The organism is Acinetobacter sp. YH12144 (genome assembly GCF_013418345.1).
In the GTDB taxonomy this organism is placed as follows: domain Bacteria; phylum Pseudomonadota; class Gammaproteobacteria; order Pseudomonadales; family Moraxellaceae; genus Acinetobacter; species Acinetobacter amyesii.
On record NZ_VPCD01000022.1, the window covers coordinates 23002 to 42813 of the forward strand.

Genomic DNA, 19812 nt, shown 5'->3' on the forward strand with positions numbered 1-19812 from the left:
CGATATAATACAGACTAAATAAAAAAAGGAAAAAGATTTTTTTATAAAATGAAACAAAAAAAAACAAATAGTCGACAAACTTTGGAGTATTTGGCACATTTTTGTATTGACTCTATGTGCTTATTTTTTGTTAAATCTGCAGCATATTTTTAATTTTGATAAATGAAGAGAAAACCCACGGGAAAATAAGTGGTGATTTCTCCACATAAATTAAGTTTTAGCACGTAGAAATACAGAGGCAATTTTGAATAAATTTAGTGTTTTATTACCTATAATTTTAGCAGCCAGTTTAACACAAACCGTTTTTGCAAAAGATAAAGCGGCATCTGTGAAAAAATCCTGTTTAAAGGATTATCCACTGGCAGTAGGTGATACAGATCCAGAGATTATTGGTTTTTATAATCAGTTATGTGACAAAAAAAATAAGAAAAATGAGAACTTAAAAAATGAAATTTTTGTAGATATTGCCAAAAAATATCAAGCTAATGGTTACAATTTAAAAGCATTGCAAGCGGTCAATCTGCTGCGAGAAAAGAACTATCAGTCGCCTGAACTTACTGATGTCACTTTTTTAGCAGGTATCGCTATTTCTTATAATGCGCTGAATCATATGCGGAGTAATGAAAATCGTACTCTAGATGAACAGACCTATTCTCCTGCCAAAGTGTTGTCGGATAATATTCGTTATATTCAGCCGACGATTGATAAATCTGCGTCTGCTGCAGCAGATGTTCGTGAAAAAAGTACAGAATCTTCGAGCAATGTGAAATCTAAACAGACAACACCAGCTAAAAAACGAACCAATACAGCGTCTACCAAGTCTAAACAAACGACTACAGCAGCAAGCAAAAAGAAAACTACCACGACAGCAAAAACGCAGACTACAGCGAAAAAACCTGCTGCCAGTGGTTCACCTTTCGATACATTAAAAAATAAATAACAAGGAAAAGCACTCATGGCAAAACGTGAAAGTGTACAGAAAAAACTTCAACGAATTCGTCCTCCTCGTGTTCAATTGACTTACGATGTTGAAGTTGGCGACGGTAAAGAAATTAAAGAATTACCATTCGTTGTAGGGGTGTTAGGTGATTTCTCAGCGGCATCTGAAGTAGAGAAAACCAAATTAAAAGACAAGAAATTCATTAATGTTGATTTAGATAATATTGATGAAGTCATGGAGTCTTTAGCGCCACGTGCTAATTTTCAAGTTGAAAATACCTTGACTGAAGACGGTGGAAAAATGTCGGTAGATCTTACATTTAAGAGCATGGCCGATTTTACTCCTGAGCAAGTTGTACAACAGGTTGATCCACTACAAAAGTTAGTTGCTGCGCGCGAGCGTCTGTCTGACTTGCGTAATAAAATTTCAAATAATGAACGCTTAGAAGATTTATTGGATGAAGTGTTACATAACACTGATCAAATTCGTAAGTTGAGCGTGGAGGCAGAAAATGAGTAATTATAATACTGCAACTGCTGCAAACGTTGAAGCAACCGAAGAATATTCACTTTTAGATTCAATTGTCGAACAAAGTCGTATCGCGCGTACAGATCAAGAACATGATCGTGCAAAAAGTTTGATTGGTGAACTTGCTAAAGAAGTGATGGCAGGTACCATCACCGTTTCAGACAATATGACTTTATCAATTGATAAGCGTATTGCTGAAATTGATGCGTTGATTTCATCTCAGTTAAGTAAAATCATGCACCATGCTGAATTTCAAAAAATTGAATCGACATGGCGTGGTTTGTATTATTTCTGCCAAGAAACACCTTCAAATTCTTTAACAAAAATTCGTATGTTAAATACGACGAAAAAAGAATTGATTAAAGATTTCCAAGGTGCGACCGATTTTGACCAAAGCACGTTGTTCAAAAAAATCTATGAAGAAGAATATGGATCATTCGGTGGTGCGCCTTATGCAACATTGATTGGTGACTTTGAGTTTGACCGTACTCCATCTGATATGTATTTGCTTGAGCAAATTTCACATGTCGCTGCGGCTGCACATGCACCGTTTATTTCGGCTGCTAGCCCGAATATGTTGGGACTAGAGTCTTTTACTGATATTGATCGTCCGCGTGATGTATCTAAAATCTTTGAAACAGCAGAATATGTACAATGGCGTTCATTCCGTGAAAGTGACGATGCACGTTATGTTGCGTTGACAATGCCACGTGTATTGGGTCGTTTGCCATATGATCCAAAAGAAGGCATTGCCACTGAAGGCTTTAACTTCGTTGAAGAAGTTTCCGGCGAAAACCACAATGAATATTTATGGATGAACGCGGCTTATGCTTTTGGTACACGTTTAACCAATGCTTTTGATATGCATGGCTGGTGTGCTGCGATTCGTGGTGTAGAAGGTGGTGGTTTAGTTGAAGGCTTGCCTGTCCATACGTTCAAAACCAATGATGGTGAAGTGGTCTTTAAATGCCCAACTGAAATTGCCATTACCGACCGTCGTGAAAAAGAGCTGAGTGATCTTGGTTTTATTCCGTTAGTTCATTGCAAAAATACTGATTATGCAGCATTTTTCGGTGCGCAATCGACGCAAAAACCTAAAAAATATGACAGCGATACAGCTAATGCAAACTCTGCATTGTCTAGCCAGATCCAATACATCATGGCAGTTTCACGTATTGCACATTATTTAAAAGCAATGATGCGTGACAAAGTAGGTAGTTTTGCATCAGCAGGTAATGTTGAGACCTTCTTAAATGAGTGGTTATCGCAATATGTATTACTTGATGATGGTGCATCTCAAGAAGCTAAAGCTCAGTATCCATTGCGTGAAGCTTCTGTAAAAGTTGTAGAAAATCCAGCTTTGCCTGGTCACTACAAATCTGTGGTTTTCTTAAGACCACATTTCCAGTTGGATGAGTTGTCTGTTTCATTACGACTTGTGACCGAGTTACCTCAGTCCTCAAATTAATTTGGGTCAACACTATAATAACTTTAAATAAATAGGTATTCAGAACAATGAAAGATATATACATTCAATTTCGTGGTAAGTACAAAGTAGACGGCGAATCTCGTGATGCAGAGCACAAGAGTTGGTTAGAAGTAAACTCTTGGACGCATAACATCCGTCAACCTAAATCTGCGACTTCTTCAAGTGTGGGTGGTCATACTGCAGAACGTGTAGAACATTCTGATATGGTGTTTGTTAAAGATTTAGACGCGACAAGCCCTAAACTTTGGGAAGCATGTTCAGCAGGTTATACATTTGATGAAGTTCAAATTGATTTCTACCGTGCGAATGGCGACAAACGTATTAAATATCTTCAAATCAAACTGAAACATGTGTTGGTTTCTAGCGTGACACCAACTGTAAACGATGAAGGTGTTCCACACGAATCATTTGGTTTGAAATATGCTGCAGTAGAGTGGACATATAACCAACAAGATATTAACGGTACTGCGAAAGGTGCTGTTACTAAGAAGTGGTCATTATCTAACAACACTGCTTCATACGCAGCGTAATAGATGGATTCAGATAGAGGCTAACTTGGGTAGCCTCTATTTTCATTTTTTTAAATATTTATAAGAAGATATGAATCTCGATCAGCTTTATCCTTATGGTTTTAGAACGACTTTATTTGACCGCTTATTACCAGCAGATGCTCAGCAAACTCAAGGTCTGTCTTTGCAAGAACTTCGTGAATCTGTTGCTTCCGATTTAGAGGATCTCCTCAATAGTCGTGTGGCAAAATTAGATGAACTAATTGATGACTTTCCATTAGCAAAAAAATCTATTTTGCAATTTGGCATTATCGATTTTGTGGGCTTATCGACAGCAAATCCATCGGATCGCGACAAAATTTGCCAGTCAATTGAGCAATCGATTGCTGCACATGAACCGCGTTTAAAACAGATTCGAGTCGAAATGCTCATGGATGGTCATAATATGGGGGCACTATGTTTAAGTATTCAGGCATATTTAAATATTCATCCTTTATACGAACCAGTTATTTTTGATGCCTTATTAAAACCAACAACACAACAATATGTTATTTCTCCAAGAGCTTAATGAAGTGGGTTATCTGTGATTGAAGAGCTGTTACCGTATTACGAAAAACAACTACAGGAATTTGGACAACAGTCCCGTGAGTTTGCCAGTAAATACCCCAAAATCGCCCAGCGTTTGTCTTTAAACCAAGAACAAATAGATGACCCGCATATTGAGCGTTTAATTCAAGCCTTTTCTTTAATTTCTGCACGGATTGATAAAAAACTTGCAGATAGTTATGACGTTTTTACCCGATCAATTTTTGAGGTGATGTTTCCTCAATATTTAAAACCATTTCCTGCATGTTCTGTGGTGAGCTTCGAAGATATAAATAAAATTAAGCAATTAACAGATCGACACGTTATTCCAAAGGTGACCAGTCTAAAAGCCAAAAGTACGCGTGGTGTTCAATGTGAATATCAGACGGTACAAGAAGTCACTTTATTACCGATTCAATTAAAACAGCTCAATTTCAAAACTCATCCATCGGCACATATGCATTTAAATCAAAATGCTACATTGAGCTTAGGATTTGAAATTTTTTCGAATAAGCACGCTTTACTCAAAAATGAAACTTTGCCGATATTTTTAGACGCTATTTCTAATTTTCCTTTACAGGTTTTAGATAGTATTTTTAAATCGACTACGAGTTTTTCGATTCGTGTGGGGCAGCACATTTTTGATATTGCCAATCCATTTGAAATTATGGGCTTTGATGAAGTTCAAAGTGTTCTACCTATCGATCAGCATACGCATCATGCATATCGTTTATTGATGGAATATTTTTGTGTTCCTGAAAAATTCAATTTTTTAAATCTAAATTTAGATTTCATTAAGTTTTTAAGTTTAGAACACAGTGAATTTGATGTTCAAATGCACTTTAAGCTTAATTTAAACGATCAAGCGGCAATTCGAAATTATTCTGAATTAAATGCTGCAAATTTTAAATTGTTTGCTACACCAATCGTTAATCTCTTCAATAAACAAGCAGAGCCGCAAAAGATTAATCATAAGCGAATGGAATATCCATTGGTGACAGATGCGCACCATCCTGAATATTTTCAGGCCTATAGCATTTTAAAAATGAATATGGTGCGTGAAAAAAGTAACCAAGATGAAGTGTATTATCCGGTACTGCCTTTTTTTGCAATGAGTCATTATCATCAAGATAAAGTCCAGTTTTTTTATAGTTTAAATCCGCAGCAGATGAAGAATAAACATCAGGAATTAAACTATTCAATCATATCTCGTGCTTTAGACCCGCATAGTACTCAGTCCGATTTTATTAGTACTGAACTTTTGTGTAGTAATCGTGAGTTACCTTACGAAAGTTATAATAAAGATCAGAATGCATTAACACTGAATGATAGTAATTTGGCACGTCGTGCTCTGATGCTCAAACGACCGTCGTTACCGTATTATTTTGAGCAAAATAAACAAGAACAGTGGCGGGTCATTTCACATTTATCTTTGAATAATATGTCTTTAATGAAAGGCGATGCGGTCTCTCATATTAAAGAACTTTTGGAATTGTATAATTTACCTAAATCAAAAGAAAACCAAATTATTATCGACTCCATAAAAAAGATTCAGTTTTCTACTACGCAGAAACTTGTGGATAGTAAACCATTTCCATTATTTGTCAGAGGTTTAAAAGTACAGCTCGATATCGATGCGGATATATTTAGAGGACATAGCCTATATATATTTAGTCAATTGCTGGCCCATATCTTTAATTTAAAAGTCAATATGAACAGCTTTGTCGATGTCTCGGTTTTTGATGCAAATAGTCAACAGGAGTTATACCAATGCGTGCAGAACGTTGGTGGCAAGAAAGCTCTGTAATTGACGGACTTTTCCAAGAACCGAAAGCCTACGAGTTTGTTCAAGCCACTCGTTTGTTAAGACATGCACCTTATGGAGCGGCTCAAGTTCACTGGGCAAATGACTTTGAGTTTAATAGTTCACTTAATCTGAACTTCCCGAACACTGAAATTGAAAGTTTAGAGTTCAACGATGAGAAAGTTGAACTGACAAATTTAATGGTGGGTTTAACGGGTATTCAAGGTGCATTACCTTATAGCTATACCAATAAGATTAAGCTCAGCGGGCGACATCAGCGACACGAAACACAAAAGTTTTTAGGGCTGTTTAATCATAAATTAACAGCACATTATGTTGATGCCAGTTTAAATTATCATTTACCTATTCGTTATGAAATCGAGCAGGATAATCACTATCTTGATATTTTACATGCATTAAATGGTTATATCAGTAGCCAGCATGATCAGCCAGATTTAGATGATTATTTTGCTGAATTCTCAGGTTTAATGCAGGGGCAAAACAATACAGCTTATGCATTAAAAACCATGCTGAATTGTATCTTTAAGCAGAAATTTGATATTCGAGAATTTATCCCTGAAACTTTTGTATTTGAAGAAGATCAGAGAACATGTTTAGGTGGATCTCAGCCGAGCTTATTGGGGCTGAATACTTTTTGTGGTGAGAAGATTCAACAGATTGACGAAAAAATTGAAATCGTGATTGGACCTTTAAATCATGAAGATTATTTAACATTTTTACCGAATCAGGCACGCAGCCTAAAATTAAAACAAATGATTCAAACTTGGTGTAGTCCAACATTAATGGTGGATGTGCGCTTAATTTTACAAAAAGAAGAAATAAAACCGGTGTGTTTAAATTCTTTGAGCGGAATTGGTTTAGCTCAGGGAGCATTTTTACAGCCGAATAAACAGGTCGATAATACAGAAACCTGTTATGCCTTAATGGGGAATGCAAAATAATGCTGAAATTAATAATTGGAACCTTTAGTACGCTTTTTGTTTTGTGTACTGCTTTCGTGATTTTTTACTGGCGAGATACAGGCTATGATCCGACGGCTTTCGATTTAGTCACATACTTTTTACTTCTTCCTTTAGCTTTATGTGCAATTATTTTGTCGCCTTATTTGCTTTACAAGGGCATTCAACATCAAAAAGAAAAAAAACTTGAAGCTGAAAAACGTGCAGAAGAACAAGCTGAGCAACAACAACTTGAGGCCATTGAACAAGCAAAACCGAAGCCTGTCGATGTACAGCAATTTCGTTTAAATGTTTATTCTTCAGCGGCTTGGCATAGTTTTGGTGAAAACGAACAAATTATCCAAGATATTCAACAATTCAAAAGTCCTGAACTCGATGATAAATTATTCAATGCATACGGTTTGCCTGTTCTTTCATTTCGAATCAAAGATTTAGATGAACTTACTAGTGAAGAAGCAGATGATGAATTTAGTGCCATCACCATGCGTGAAAAACGAATCCAGTCACTTATTCAGCAACAACTAGAGCAACACGTTGAAAGTCTATTTTTAATTGCTGAGCATCTGAAGCAATCAGCACTCTTTTATGATAGTGAATTGGCATATCAGTACCGTATGCATCCGGGTTGGGTGGATCCAGATTATACGCAAGATGAACATCCAGAACATTTGGCGAACAATGCACAGCAAGTTTCACGTTTAAATCGTTTAAATGTCCATATTTTGCTTGCTGATAATTTGATTCATCAATGGAATGATGATTATGCTCAAATTATTCAGCAGTATCTATCTGACGGATTTTCGATCATTCCCGAACAAATTCATATCGAGCCACATTTTATCGGCACTCAAGTCGCTTATTCAGAATGGTTAAGCATTTTAGAGATGATTTCAAAACAAAAGTTTGAAGTCAGTTTGATTCTCAATGCTGACTCTGAAATCGACCAAGAATGGATTGATGAAAAGCTGTGGTTACAAGAAAAATACATTGCTGCAGAGTTTGCATCGAGTTGGTGTTTGGCTGCTTCAGACGTTCAAGTTCGAGGTTTAACTCCAAATAAAGTGCTACAAGTGGTGGCACATGAGCCTGAGTTGAAACGTAATTTAGAGCTTAAAGCACTGAATAATTTAGATCAGTATGATCAAGAACAACCCTTTTTATTGATGTTAGATGATGCAACGGATATGAAAGTGGTGAAAAAATTACAGTATAAATTTAATGAAACCGCGATTGAAACCTATCATTTTTTATATACAAAACAGAATCTTGGAAATACCCAGCAATTGGCAAAAATTTTTGGATTCATGTTGGGTATGCACTTGCCAGAAGAGTTAACTGCCATGATTTATAGCACAGACCAAGAATCGACATTTGCTTTTATTCAAGCATTTTCAGTAGAAGATGAACTTGAACAAGAAACTGTTTAATTAGAATTAAGACGAAATTGAGAACATTGTGAACACACTATTTTATACGATCCTCGGTTATGTTTGGCAGTACGTCACCAATCCTAAAGCGATGGTGGCTTTGTCATTTTTTGTGGCCATTGTTGCCATGCATAATTCGATTCCACAAAAGACTTTTTACATTGTGGTTGCTGTTTATATTCTCGGATTAATTCTGTGGGGTATTTATGAATTAGTGCAGCATTATCGTCATAAACAGCAAGGCGAAGAGCTTGCTGAGGCGATTGCCAAAGATAATGAAGCTGAATACGGCAAACAAAAGAATAAAGAAGAACTTGCGCTGATCAATCAGCAAATGAAAGACTCGATTCAACTTATCCGTAAATCAAAACTCGGCGACAAAAAGGGTAATGCAGCGCTATATGAATTACCTTGGTACATGGTGATTGGTAACCCAGCAGCGGGTAAAAGTTCAGCGATTTATAATTCTGGTCTTAGATTTCCATTTGAAGAAACTCATCAGAAAATGGTGTCGGCAGGTCTAAGTGGTACTCGTAACTGCGATTGGTTTTTCTCTACAGATGGTGTGTTACTCGATACCGCAGGTCGATATTCTGTTTATGCCGAAGACCATTCAGAATGGTTAGGCTTTTTAAATATTCTAAAGAAAAACCGTTCTAAAGCACCAATTAACGGTTTAATCGTGATTGTTTCTGTGGCTGAGCTTGTCAGTCAAAGCCCTGAAAAATCAATCAAATTAGCCAAAAACTTACGCGCACGTATACAGGATTTGACTGAACGTTTAGAAATTTTTGCACCAGTCTATATCGTTTTTTCAAAAATGGATTTGATTGCTGGCTTTACTGAATTTTTTGATTGTTATGATAAGGATGAATTTGATCAAGTTTGGGGTGCAACACTGCCTTATGATCCAGACTCATCTGAGCATGCCGTTGAGATGTTCGAAAAGCATTATTCAATTTTATACGATGGTTTGAAGAGCGTCAGTACTACGCACTTGAGTCGTCGTCATTCGCAAAATATTTCTCCAAGTGTAATGACATTTCCACTTGAGTTTAAAAGTTTAAAGCCAGTGTTAAAAACTTTTATTGGTACGTTGTTTCAAGACAACCCTTATCAGTTTAAACCAGTTTTCCGTGGGTTCTATTTCACCAGTGCGTTACAAGAAGGTGTGATTGAAAGTCCAATGACCGAGCAAATCGCTGAAGACTTTCATTTGGTGAAAAGTACGGATAGTGAGTTTGGCATTCCTACGAATTCTGTTTCGCAAGACCATGGTTATTTCTTAAAAGGACTCTTTTCAACCGTCATTTTAAAAGATAAAAATCTAGTTAAACAACATATCAATCCTGCACGTAAACGTCAGCGCTTTATGGCATTTATTGCTGCATTGTTATTGGTTGCTGTGGTGCTTGGGTTATGGGTTTGGTCGTATCGTAATAACCAACAACTCGTGGCGGAAGTTCAAGCTGACTTAGACAAAGTTGTGCAAATGGAAAGCCGTAGCGGAAGTGAGCTTTCGACTCAATTGGATGCATTGCTGATATTACAAGGGCATTTACAGCAGCTCGATCACTTTGATGAAGATCGTCCTTTGAAATACAGCTTTGGTTTATACCAAGGGAATAAAATCCGTGAAAAACTTAAAGTTGAGTATTTACGTGGTATTCAACAAATTGTATTAGTACCATCTCAGCAAAATATGGCGCAGTACTTACAACGCGTTAAAGCCAATGAAGCGACGTTGAAAGAAAATCACGTCAATGTGCAAATCACTCAAGCTGTGAAATCAAATCAGCCCTATTTAGAACCATCAGATACTAACCCTCAGGATGCATATAATGCACTGAAGGCTTATTTGATGATGAGCAATCATAAATATATGGAATCGAGCCATTTGAGTGACCAAGTTACTCGTTTCTGGCGTTCGTGGTTAGATTCAAATCGTGGTCAAATGCCACGTGGGGAAATGATTCAAAAAGCCGAACAAGTTTTATCTTATGCGATGACTTTAGCTGCTGATCCTGCGTTTCCGCAAATGGAATCTGATCCTTTATTGGTAGATCAAACACGTCAATTATTGACGGCTGTTACCATGGGTATTCCTGCACGTGACCGCGTTTATAATGAAATTAAAATGCGTGGTTCGGTACGTTTCCCTGCGGTGACAGTGAAGCAAATATTAGGTGAAACAGGCCAAAACAGCATGTTGGGTAGTTACGCCTTGCCGGGTATCTTTACTTACCAAGCTTGGAATGATTATGTAAAAGATGCGATTAACCAAGCTGCGAATAATCCGACGGATACTCAAGATTGGGTACTCAATACCAATCGTTCTGATGACCTGACGTTTAGTGGTAGTCCAGATCAGATCAGTAAACAGTTAACCGAACTTTATAAGCAGGAATATATCGCTGAATGGCGTAAATTCTTAAATGCTGTGCATTATGGCAAAGGCGCAGATGTCGCTCAGCAGTCACGTTTTATCGATATTTTAGGTGAACCTGAGAATTCGCCAATTCGTAAAGTGGTGGACCGTATTGCGAAAGAAACCAGTTGGGATAATCCAATTGTTCAAGCAGAACTGGCTGCGCCTCAGAAAGGTTTTATTGCGTGGTTTAAACGTAAAGTCCTCAGCCGTGATGATGCGCAGCAGGCACAGCAAGTTGCTTCTAAAGCCGGTCAAGGTGTTATTGCAAAAGAATTTGATGTGTTCTATCAATTGGTTCGTAAGCGTGATGATCAGCAAAACAAATCTATTTTAGATGAATACATGCTGTCTTTGAGTCAAGTGCGCAGCAAGTTCAATGACTTGAAGAGTGGCGGTGATATGGGACCTGCAAGCATGACATTGGTGAAACAAACCATCAATGATCAAAGCTCTGTCTTTAATAGCACGCAAAAATTTGTGGATGAAAAAATGTCTGTGGGTCTGAATGAATTAGACCAGCAGTTGATTCAAAAACTCTTTATGCAGCCGGTGACTCAGTCATTTGAAGTTCTTTTGATTCCAGCTCAAAACGAAATTAATAAGTTGTGGGCAATGCAGGCGTATCAACCATTTACAACCAATCTTGCACCTAAATATCCATTTAATAGCAATGCTACTTTACAAGCGACCAGTAATGAAATTAGCCAAATTTTTGGTGAAAACGGAAGTATCGCTCGCTTTGTAAAAGAATATTTAGATCCATTGGTGATTCGTCGAGGCTATACCTTAACCACGAAAACATGGAAAGATTTGGGCATTGGTTTAAATCCACAATTTGTAGCGAACTTCCAACGCTATGTTGCGCCAAGTAATGGCGTTGCTACAGGGGAATTGAGTCAAGCAGCACCTGCGGCAACCAATCAATCGAACTTCCAGTTCTTCCCATTAGAAAATACACAGTTGCTTTCATATACCATTGATATTGATGGTCAGCGTATGGTGTATGAAAACGGTGTTCAGCAATGGGTGAACTTCGTTTGGCCAAATAAAGGGGCAATTCCGGGTGCACGTATTACTGCAATTGACTTGGAAGGTCAAACGCATACGATTTTTGATGAGCCGGGTGAATATGGTATTAACCGATTGGTTGAAGGCGCTCAGCGTACACAAAATGGTAATTCATTTGAAATGGTGTGGCGTAGCAAACAAAATCCAAAAGTGTTTGTTAAAGTGAATTTCCGTTTAATTAGTGGTAACGCATCTGGCCCAACTACAGGTTCAGGCTATTCAGGTATGACTCTTGTTGATCAAGTGGTGACGAATAAAGGTGTTCGTGTCGTCGCAGCGCAAACGATGCCTGCAGGACAAGCGCCTGTAGCGCCACCAGCGACTTCACCGATGAGTGTTGTACAAGGAACAGCAACACCATGATGATGAATTTAAAAATGAGAGCGGTGGCATTCGTGCAAAAGAACAAGGAGTGTGACGATGTATGAAGTGAGAACGACACCGCTGTATTATGGAAAATGTCCAGCTCGTGGTGACTTCTTAAAGAGCCGTGAACAATATTCACTGATTCAGTTAATCGATCAGTGGATCACGGAGGCGCTTGAGTTCGCTATGCGTTCAGACAATTTTAATGCAGCGTATAACTCACTGCCTTCATTAGATTTCTTTATTGCCAGTCCAAAAGATAAGCGTTTTTTGGTTGCCAATTTGATTAGTAGTGAAGACAGTTCAAAGCGTCAATTTCCAATGGTGCTCGCTCATCTGCTAGAAATCGATGATCCTTTCGATAATATTTTGTATGCACCATATCGTTATAAACAGACTTTGATTGACTTATATCAGCGTAACCGAGTGATGCGTTCTATTCGCGATCCCGATATTTTGCTCGATAAATTAGGTAAATTAAATAACGAAATCCAAGTGTTCGGAACAGAAGAAACCTCTTCTTTTTATGAGCATCATACTTTGCATTCATTTGCACGTTTATTGAATTTTACGCCGTATCAGCTGGCGCAAAGCATGATTGGTCTCGGTTTGCTGCTACAACCGATTATTCATCAGGGTACGTCTCGGTTGAATAAAGTGTTGATCTTACCGATCAATAATATTAGTTACTGTTATGAAATTGCGGCTTTTTGGGTCAATTTAATTAGTCGCTTTGTCGAAAACCAAGATGCTGAATTACTCATTGGCATCCTACACAGTGATTCGCCAGTTTTACTGTTTGGTTTTCAAGGCGCTGATATTACAGCGCTGAGTGATGTATTTACCCAAAACATGCAAAGTGATCATTGGGTTTCCTTGATTGATGCTAGTTGGATTGATCCTTATCTTGAACAAAATGCAGGCTTAGCCGTTTTGGAACAGTCTTTGAGTGAGCGCCAGATCAGCCTTATTCATGGCATTAAACTTTTTAGACAGACTTTTATAGAAGAATAATGATGCAAAGAATCTTACCAATGTTGCCCAAATTTCTTGCGAGTGTGTACATTTTAGGTTGTTCGACTTTGCTTTGGGCAGAGCCTATTGTGATTGAAGGTGCTGTACCGAATGAAGCAACCAAGCAAGAAATATTAAATAAAGCCTATTTGACCTATGGTCAGGCAAATGTGGTTGATAAAATTCAGGTTCGAGCGGTTACAGCACCCAATGGTTGGGGCAATAGCGTAAGCCAAATGATTAATGATGACTTAAAAAAAGTAAAACAGGGGAAACTCTCTGTACGCGGAACGCAAGTCGATTTAAGTGGCAAGATGTCAAATCAAAATGATATCCAACCAACGACCACCAAGTTTCAGTCTTTGGTCACAGCACCTTTTCGTTTCAATGCACAGCTTTCTGTCAATCAGGCTGAACAGGCTATTATTGATGCGGCTTTACGTAATCGTATTATCGAATTTGAATCGGGAAGTGCTATTTTAGCGCCATCTGGGGTACAGATCTTAGATGAAATGGTTGTCGCACTGAATCGCGTCGGTGGGAAAAAAGTACGAATTATTGGTCACACAGACAGCTCGGGGAATCCTGAGAAAAACTTAAGTTTAAGCCAAGATCGTGCTAATGCAGTTAAAAACTACCTGATTTCAAAAAATATTGCAGCGGCGAACTTAAGTACTGAAGGGATGGGCTCAAATAAGCCTGTAGCAGACAATGCTACGCCTGAAGGTCGTAAGAAAAACCGTCGTATTGAGTTTGAAGTACTGTAACTATTGTAACTACAACGGCTAATGCGACGAATGAACCCAGTGTATCTAGACTGGGTTTTTTTATACCAATTGACTCAGTCGATTATTTGATAACTGAAAACGACATTTTTTAAAGCAGCAGAGCGAAAACAAAATAGGAACATATTTTGAATTGGGATGATGCTATTAATTTTTGCATTTTATACCACTAAAGCATTCATATTTTGAGTAATAAAACAGTGGATTCTAAAATCAATTAAGGTTAAAACATAAGAATCAGTTTTGGATATGCGTTTCATATCTACTGCTTTAACCTTGTCGATAAAGAATAATCACTTTTGACATGGTGCAAAGTTTTAAAAAATCTGCAGGACAGTGCGGAAAAACAACAACTCAATATGGATGAATGTGGGAGCAAAGAATGCTTGGTAATATGATGTTTAAACCGCTTTTGATTAGTAGCATGATTGAACATGCGGGTCGCTATCATGCGGATAGTTTAGTAATTTCAAAAAATACAGACACGACGATTACGAAAACCACTTGGGGTGAAGTCCATAAAAATTCAAAACGATTTGCCAATGTTCTTGCATCACTCGGTTTAAATTTAGGGGATCGTGTTGCGACCATCGCTTGGAATAACCATCGTCACTTAGAGTCTTGGTACGCTATTTCAGGTAGTGGTTATGTCTGTCACACTATTAATCCGCGTTTATTTCCAGAACAATTAATTTTTATCATCAATGATGCCGCAGACCGCGTGATGTTATTTGATAAAACCTTTTTGCCGTTAATCAAAGCAGTAAAACCACTATTAAAATCTGTTGAACATTTTATTTGTTTAGATGCACCAGATGCAGCAATTGTCGAAGCGGTGCCAGATGTTAAATTTTATGATGAACTTATTGCGGGACAATCTGCAGACTATACATGGCCAGAATTAGATGAATTATCGGCTAGTTCTTTATGTTATACCTCTGGTACCACAGGCAATCCGAAAGGTGTGTTGTATAGCCATCGTTCAACAGTCTTACACAGTTATGCGATTTGTATGCCGGATTCATTAAATATCTCAGCGCGGGATATTATGATGCCTGTTGTGCCGATGTTCCATGTCAATGCATGGGGTACGCCATATGCTGCGGCAATGGTGGGATGTACTTTAGTGCTGCCAGGCCCAGGTTTAGATGGAGCAAGCCTGACGCAAATGATTGATGACTATAAAGTATCCGTTGCATTGGGTGTTCCAACGATTTGGCAGGGTTTAATTAATGCTGCGCAACAAGCGGGTAGTCAGCTCCAAAGTTTAGTGCGTAATGTGGTGGGTGGATCTGCTTGTCCTCCTGCGATGTTAAAAGTGTTTAAAGAACAATTTAACTGTGAAACGATTCATGCTTGGGGAATGACCGAAACCAGTCCATTAGGTTCTTCAAACCAGTTTAAAGCCAAACATTTGTTATTATCTGAAGAAGAACAATTACAAGTACGATTATCACAAGGTCGTCCACCATTTGGGGTCGATTTACGTATTACCGATGAAGAAAACGGTACACACGAAGTTGCACGTGATGGCGAAACGACGGGTAATTTACAGATCCAAGGGCATTGGATTATTGGCAATTACTTTGGCAAAACAGAGTCTCCATTAACCTCAGATGGTTGGTTTGATACAGGGGATATTGCAACCCTGAATGAGGATGGTTTCTTAAAAATTAGTGACCGTTCAAAAGATTTGATCAAATCTGGCGGTGAATGGATTTCTTCTGTTGAGTTAGAAAATTTAGCTATGGGACATCCTAAAATTGCAATGGCGGCAGTGATTGCAGCAACCCATCCAAAATGGGATGAGCGTCCTGTATTGATTGCAATTAAAAAGCCAGATGTCGATTTATCTGATACAGAAATTTTGGATTATTATGCAGATAAAGTCGCTAAATGGCAGGTGCCAGATAAAGTAATTTTCGTGGATGCTATTCCTTTGAGCGGAACAGGTAAAATGCTGAAAAAAGATCTACGTGAGCAATTTGGTGCTGTACTACTTGAAAGCTAACTTACTGTAAGTTACCAACTAAATATTGGTAAAGAGCAAAACGCAAAGGTGATATGCCTTTGCATTTTTTTATAAAAACTTAAATTTTGATAAATACTATATTCTTAATATCAGGTTTTTAAATAAATTTTTTTCAACGAATCTATAACCAAGTTCAATGAATAATCTAGCCCTGTTGGGTCGCATTCAATTCAATAAAAGCGTAAATTGATGAGGCATCCACCGTTAAACCACCTTTCTTATGTTTCCAGTTTGGATCTTGTTCACTTTAATGGCTGCTTTTATGCAGTCATGGCGCAATGCATTTCAAAAACAACTCAGTACCACTGTTGATGTGTATGGTGTCACCCTTGCACGGTTTATTTTTGGGCTCCCATTTGCCTGCATTTATTTATTTGTGCTGTACCAACAACAGCCTGTGACTCAGGTGACCACATTTACACCTATGTTTTGGATCTATGTGGTGATTGCAGGACTAAGTCAAATTTTAGCGACGATTTTAATGGTCTTGCTTTTTAAGCAAAAGAATTATGCCATCGGCGTCGGTTTAGCGAAAAGTGAAGCGATCTTTGCGGCCATTGTTGGAGTGATTTTCTTAAGTGAACAATTAAGTTTATTTGGTTGGATTGGTGTTTTGGTTGGTGGCATAGCCGTTTTTCTTTTAAGCAAAGGTTCTCAACGACAAAAGTTATCTTTGCCAACTTTATGCATCGGTGTAGGGAGTGGATTAAGTTTTGCTATTACCTCTTTATTGGTTCGTGAAGCCAGTTTAGAGCTAAGTGATTTACCGACTTTGCATCGTGCGGCGTGGGTATTGTTGAGTGTAATTGGCTTTCAATGTGTGATTATGCTGCTGTACCTCAGTCTATTTAGCCGCAAAACGCTCATTGCCATGTGGGATAGAGTCGGTCTGACCTTTCGCGTTAGTGTCTGTAGCTTTCTAGCATCCTTGGGCTGGTTTACTGCTATGAGTATGCAAACGGTTGCGATTGTCAAAACCCTAGGTCAAATCGAAATATTATTTAGCCTCTTAATCTCTGCCTATTTCTTTAAGGAAAAACTCGCAAGAACTGATCATTGGGGTTTAGCCCTAGTGGTGATTGCGGCGATTATGGTGATTTGGGCTTAATGTGTGCTTTAAACAGACATGAAGGTAAAAAAGTCCGAATTTAAGTCAGATTTTCGAATATTTTTTTTAATTAAAAGATGAGAAATATTTGATGTCCACTAGGATATTTATCATGGAATTGTTTATGATTTAAAGTATGACTAAACTTTGAACATGATTGAAAATTCTCAAGTTGTTCAATTTATATGTTTTTTTCAAATTTTAGCGTTAAATTTTTATATTATTTTTTATTTATATTGCCAAAATAAACAATGTATTGATGGGAGGGCTTAAATTTGGAAATACTCATACAAACATTATCCTTCCCAGCGTTGTTAACTATTTTAGCTTCGGCTTTAGGCTGTGGATTGCTCATCGGTTTGGAGCGTCAACGTAACAACAATTTGGACAGTGAACAGAGCTTTGCCGGTTTACGCTCATTTACCATTTGTGCGCTGTTTGGAGCATTGTGTTTTTTAATCCATTTAGCTGTTGGTGTAATCGGTGCAATTGTCGTCAGTGTGTTTAGCTATTATGGATTAAGCCAGCAAAAACAAGATATTGGCACAACCACAGAACTAGCTTTTGTTATGACCTATTTAATCGGCGCTGCTTGTGTATTTAATATTCCATTGGCTGCGTGTTTGGCTGTGGTGTTGACCCTCATATTAGTTGGAAAAAAAGGCTTACATCATTTTGCAGCACATTGGATCAAAGACTATGAGTTAAGAGATGGTGTATTTTTACTGGCATTGATCCTAATTGCCTTACCTTTAACGCCGAATCAGGCCTATTGGGGTTCTGTATTAAATCCCTATGTGATTTTAAAATTACTGATATTGATCTTGGTGGTGCAGTCATTAGCGCACATCGCCAAGCGGCTTCTATCTTCTGATAAAGCGATTATCTTATCGGCCTTGGCATCAGGTTTTGTGTCGAGCACAGCAACAATCGCAAGCTTAGGCATGGAAGTGCGAGCAGGAAAAGCCAGTGCCAAAAGTAATGCAGGGGCAGGACTTTTTTCATGTGTTGCGACATTGGTTCAACTTTTGATCATTGTCCTTGGGGTGAGTTTTGCTTGGTTTAAAATATTAGTTATACCAAGTATCGTCGGCATCTTGATATTGGTCCTTACTGCGTTATATCTGATTTATGGCTCATCTCAAGTTCAGCATAATAAAGAGTCAGAACCTGAAATGCTTCGTGTAGAGGCGAATGAAACAGTGCCGTTAGAAAATACTGATAGTCGAATGTTTAGCTTAAAACAGGCGGCAATCATTGCCATCACGCTTACTTTGATCCAAGCACTTGTTTATGGATTAAATCTCGCTTTAGGTGATAAAGGCTTAATTTTAGGGACATTATTAGCATCACTCTTTGAAGTCCATGCAGCTATGGCAACCGTGGTGATGCAAGGTAATATCGACAATTTAACATTGGTTTATGCTGTGGTGATTGGATTATCAGCCCATGCGATTTCAAAATGTGTGAATGCATTTCTCACAGGTGGCTGGAAATATTTTCTATATTTTGCACCAACACAGTTACTTCATATGCTGTGCCTAATCGCGGTTTTGCTATTCAGTTTAAGATAAATGAGCCAAGTGACTGCTTCTTATTATTCATGGCGCAATTGCATTAATCTGGCTTTAATTTGTGGCCAATTGGTTGAAATCCAACATACCAGCGAACCTAATGTCACCAAAATGGCACCATGCCAAAAACTTAAACTCAGTGGTGTCTGTAATATAAACATTGAAATAACCGAAGAAAAAATCGGACTAAAATACGATAAAGTTACCAATATCGTAATATTGCCTTTTATAATACCTACATTCCACGCTGCATAACCCAATGCGGTCACGATGGACACGATTAACATATACTTACCGGTATGTAAGTCTACGGCAGGCATTCGCGGGATACCGTGAAATATCAACATTTTTAGCCATAGCACAATGGTGATCACGACGAAAAAGAATGAAATAGGGTTATGCCCATGACTGTATTTACGTGTAATCACACAATAGAGTGACCATAAACTCGCGCCCATAAAAGCAAGAAAATAGCTAAAGGGATTGGACTGAATGTTGGTAAAGACTGTAGACCAGTTAAAACTTCCGTTACCAGTTTGGATTAAAATAATGCCGCCCAAACTAATGGCTAAACCAATGATTACGAAAAAGTTAAATTTTAATTCTTTAAATAATATTAACGCGGCAATTGTCAGACTCGGCCATAAATAATTGACCAAACTGATTTCAATCGCTTGTTGAGCTGTTTGAGCCAAAGCAATGGCATACGAAAAACACAACTCATAAATCACAAATAAAAGGGTGGCGTATATCAAAAATTGGCGCGGAACCAGTTTAAGGTTTGGAATTTTAAATAAGAGCAATAGAATAATTGCGCTCAAGGTATACATAAAGAGCACAGCAAGATCAGGGCCAATACTGAAACTAATTTTCTTAAGTAAACCAACAATAGAAGACCATTGTAAGATTGCACTGAATCCAATCAGCGTTGCAAGATTTTTGGACATGATTGCTCGAAGATTTCGCAAATGGCGAATGAATTTTTAATTTTTATTATAGTCTTTATTCAGTCGTTTAGTATAAGCGTGAAATTATCAAACTCTATTTAATTAAAAAGATTTAGAGCTCGTCGTACGTCAAGAGCAGCATGGCGATGAACTAGGTTTAGATTCTGGCTTATTAACGCACGATTTAAAACTTGGACAATGTATTCATGCCTATATTCGTGCGAA

The 19812-nt window shown here is 37.9% G+C and carries 15 protein-coding genes; 14 read left to right on the forward strand and 1 reads right to left on the reverse strand.

The window, feature by feature from the left end; genetic code table 11:
- The first annotated feature begins 328 nt into the window (after nt 1-328).
- From FTU79_RS13785 to FTU79_RS13850, 14 genes are all read left to right on the forward strand, one after another.
- Complete coding sequence (locus FTU79_RS13785; protein WP_180050796.1) at nt 329-940, forward strand: hypothetical protein; 612 nt, start codon at nt 329-331, stop codon at nt 938-940.
- A gap of 15 nt (nt 941-955) precedes the next feature.
- Complete coding sequence (gene tssB, locus FTU79_RS13790; protein WP_078193364.1) at nt 956-1459, forward strand: type VI secretion system contractile sheath small subunit; 504 nt, start codon at nt 956-958, stop codon at nt 1457-1459.
- Nucleotides 1452-2936: a type VI secretion system contractile sheath large subunit gene (gene tssC / locus FTU79_RS13795; protein ID WP_180050798.1), complete on the forward strand. Its 1485-nt coding sequence runs from the start codon at nt 1452-1454 to the stop codon at nt 2934-2936. Before tssB ends, tssC begins: the two co-directional genes overlap by 8 nt.
- A 47-nt stretch (nt 2937-2983) precedes the next feature.
- Entirely contained in the window at nt 2984-3487 is a 504-nt protein-coding gene (locus FTU79_RS13800) for a type VI secretion system tube protein Hcp (protein WP_078190771.1), read from the forward strand.
- Between the two features lie 70 nt (nt 3488-3557).
- Nucleotides 3558-4034, forward strand: a complete 477-nt coding sequence (tssE, locus tag FTU79_RS13805; RefSeq protein WP_078190770.1) for a type VI secretion system baseplate subunit TssE — start codon at nt 3558-3560, stop codon at nt 4032-4034.
- 15 nt (nt 4035-4049) lie between these two features.
- On the forward strand, nt 4050-5858 hold the full coding sequence (gene tssF, locus FTU79_RS13810) for a type VI secretion system baseplate subunit TssF (RefSeq protein WP_180050801.1): 1809 nt from the start codon (nt 4050-4052) through the stop codon (nt 5856-5858).
- Nucleotides 5822-6817, forward strand: a complete 996-nt coding sequence (gene tssG / locus FTU79_RS13815) for a type VI secretion system baseplate subunit TssG (RefSeq protein WP_111885473.1) — start codon at nt 5822-5824, stop codon at nt 6815-6817. The genes tssF and tssG overlap by 37 nt, the downstream gene beginning before the upstream one ends.
- Nucleotides 6817-8262 (forward strand): hypothetical protein, encoded by a 1446-nt coding sequence (locus FTU79_RS13820; RefSeq protein ID WP_180050803.1) that lies wholly within the window; start codon nt 6817-6819, stop codon nt 8260-8262. Before tssG ends, FTU79_RS13820 begins: the two co-directional genes overlap by 1 nt.
- Nucleotides 8263-8290: 28 nt before the next feature.
- On the forward strand, nt 8291-12124 hold the full coding sequence (gene tssM / locus FTU79_RS13825) for a type VI secretion system membrane subunit TssM (RefSeq protein ID WP_180050805.1): 3834 nt from the start codon (nt 8291-8293) through the stop codon (nt 12122-12124).
- Between the two features lie 57 nt (nt 12125-12181).
- The gene (gene tagF / locus FTU79_RS13830) at nt 12182-13141 is read left to right on the forward strand and encodes a type VI secretion system-associated protein TagF (protein WP_078190765.1); all 960 of its coding nucleotides are present in this window, start codon (nt 12182-12184) and stop codon (nt 13139-13141) included.
- Between the two features lie 20 nt (nt 13142-13161).
- On the forward strand, nt 13162-13908 hold the full coding sequence (locus FTU79_RS13835; protein ID WP_306669385.1) for an OmpA family protein: 747 nt from the start codon (nt 13162-13164) through the stop codon (nt 13906-13908).
- Nucleotides 13909-14308: 400 nt separating this feature from the next.
- Nucleotides 14309-15937 carry a long-chain-fatty-acid--CoA ligase gene (locus FTU79_RS13840; protein WP_180022639.1) on the forward strand — a complete coding sequence of 543 codons (1629 nt, stop codon included), beginning with the start codon at nt 14309-14311 and terminating at the stop codon, nt 15935-15937.
- Nucleotides 15938-16178: 241 nt separating this feature from the next.
- Nucleotides 16179-17066, forward strand: a complete 888-nt coding sequence (locus FTU79_RS13845) for a DMT family transporter (protein ID WP_180050808.1) — start codon at nt 16179-16181, stop codon at nt 17064-17066.
- Between the two features lie 275 nt (nt 17067-17341).
- Nucleotides 17342-18640, forward strand: coding sequence for an MgtC/SapB family protein (locus FTU79_RS13850; RefSeq protein WP_180008124.1), 1299 nt, complete (start codon nt 17342-17344; stop codon nt 18638-18640).
- Nucleotides 18641-18663: 23 nt separating this feature from the next.
- Here FTU79_RS13850 and yddG read toward each other — a convergent pair whose 3' ends face one another.
- Nucleotides 18664-19587 carry an aromatic amino acid DMT transporter YddG gene (gene yddG / locus FTU79_RS13855; protein WP_180050810.1) on the reverse strand — a complete coding sequence of 308 codons (924 nt, stop codon included), beginning with the start codon at nt 19585-19587 and terminating at the stop codon, nt 18664-18666.
- Nucleotides 19588-19812: the final 225 nt, after the last annotated feature.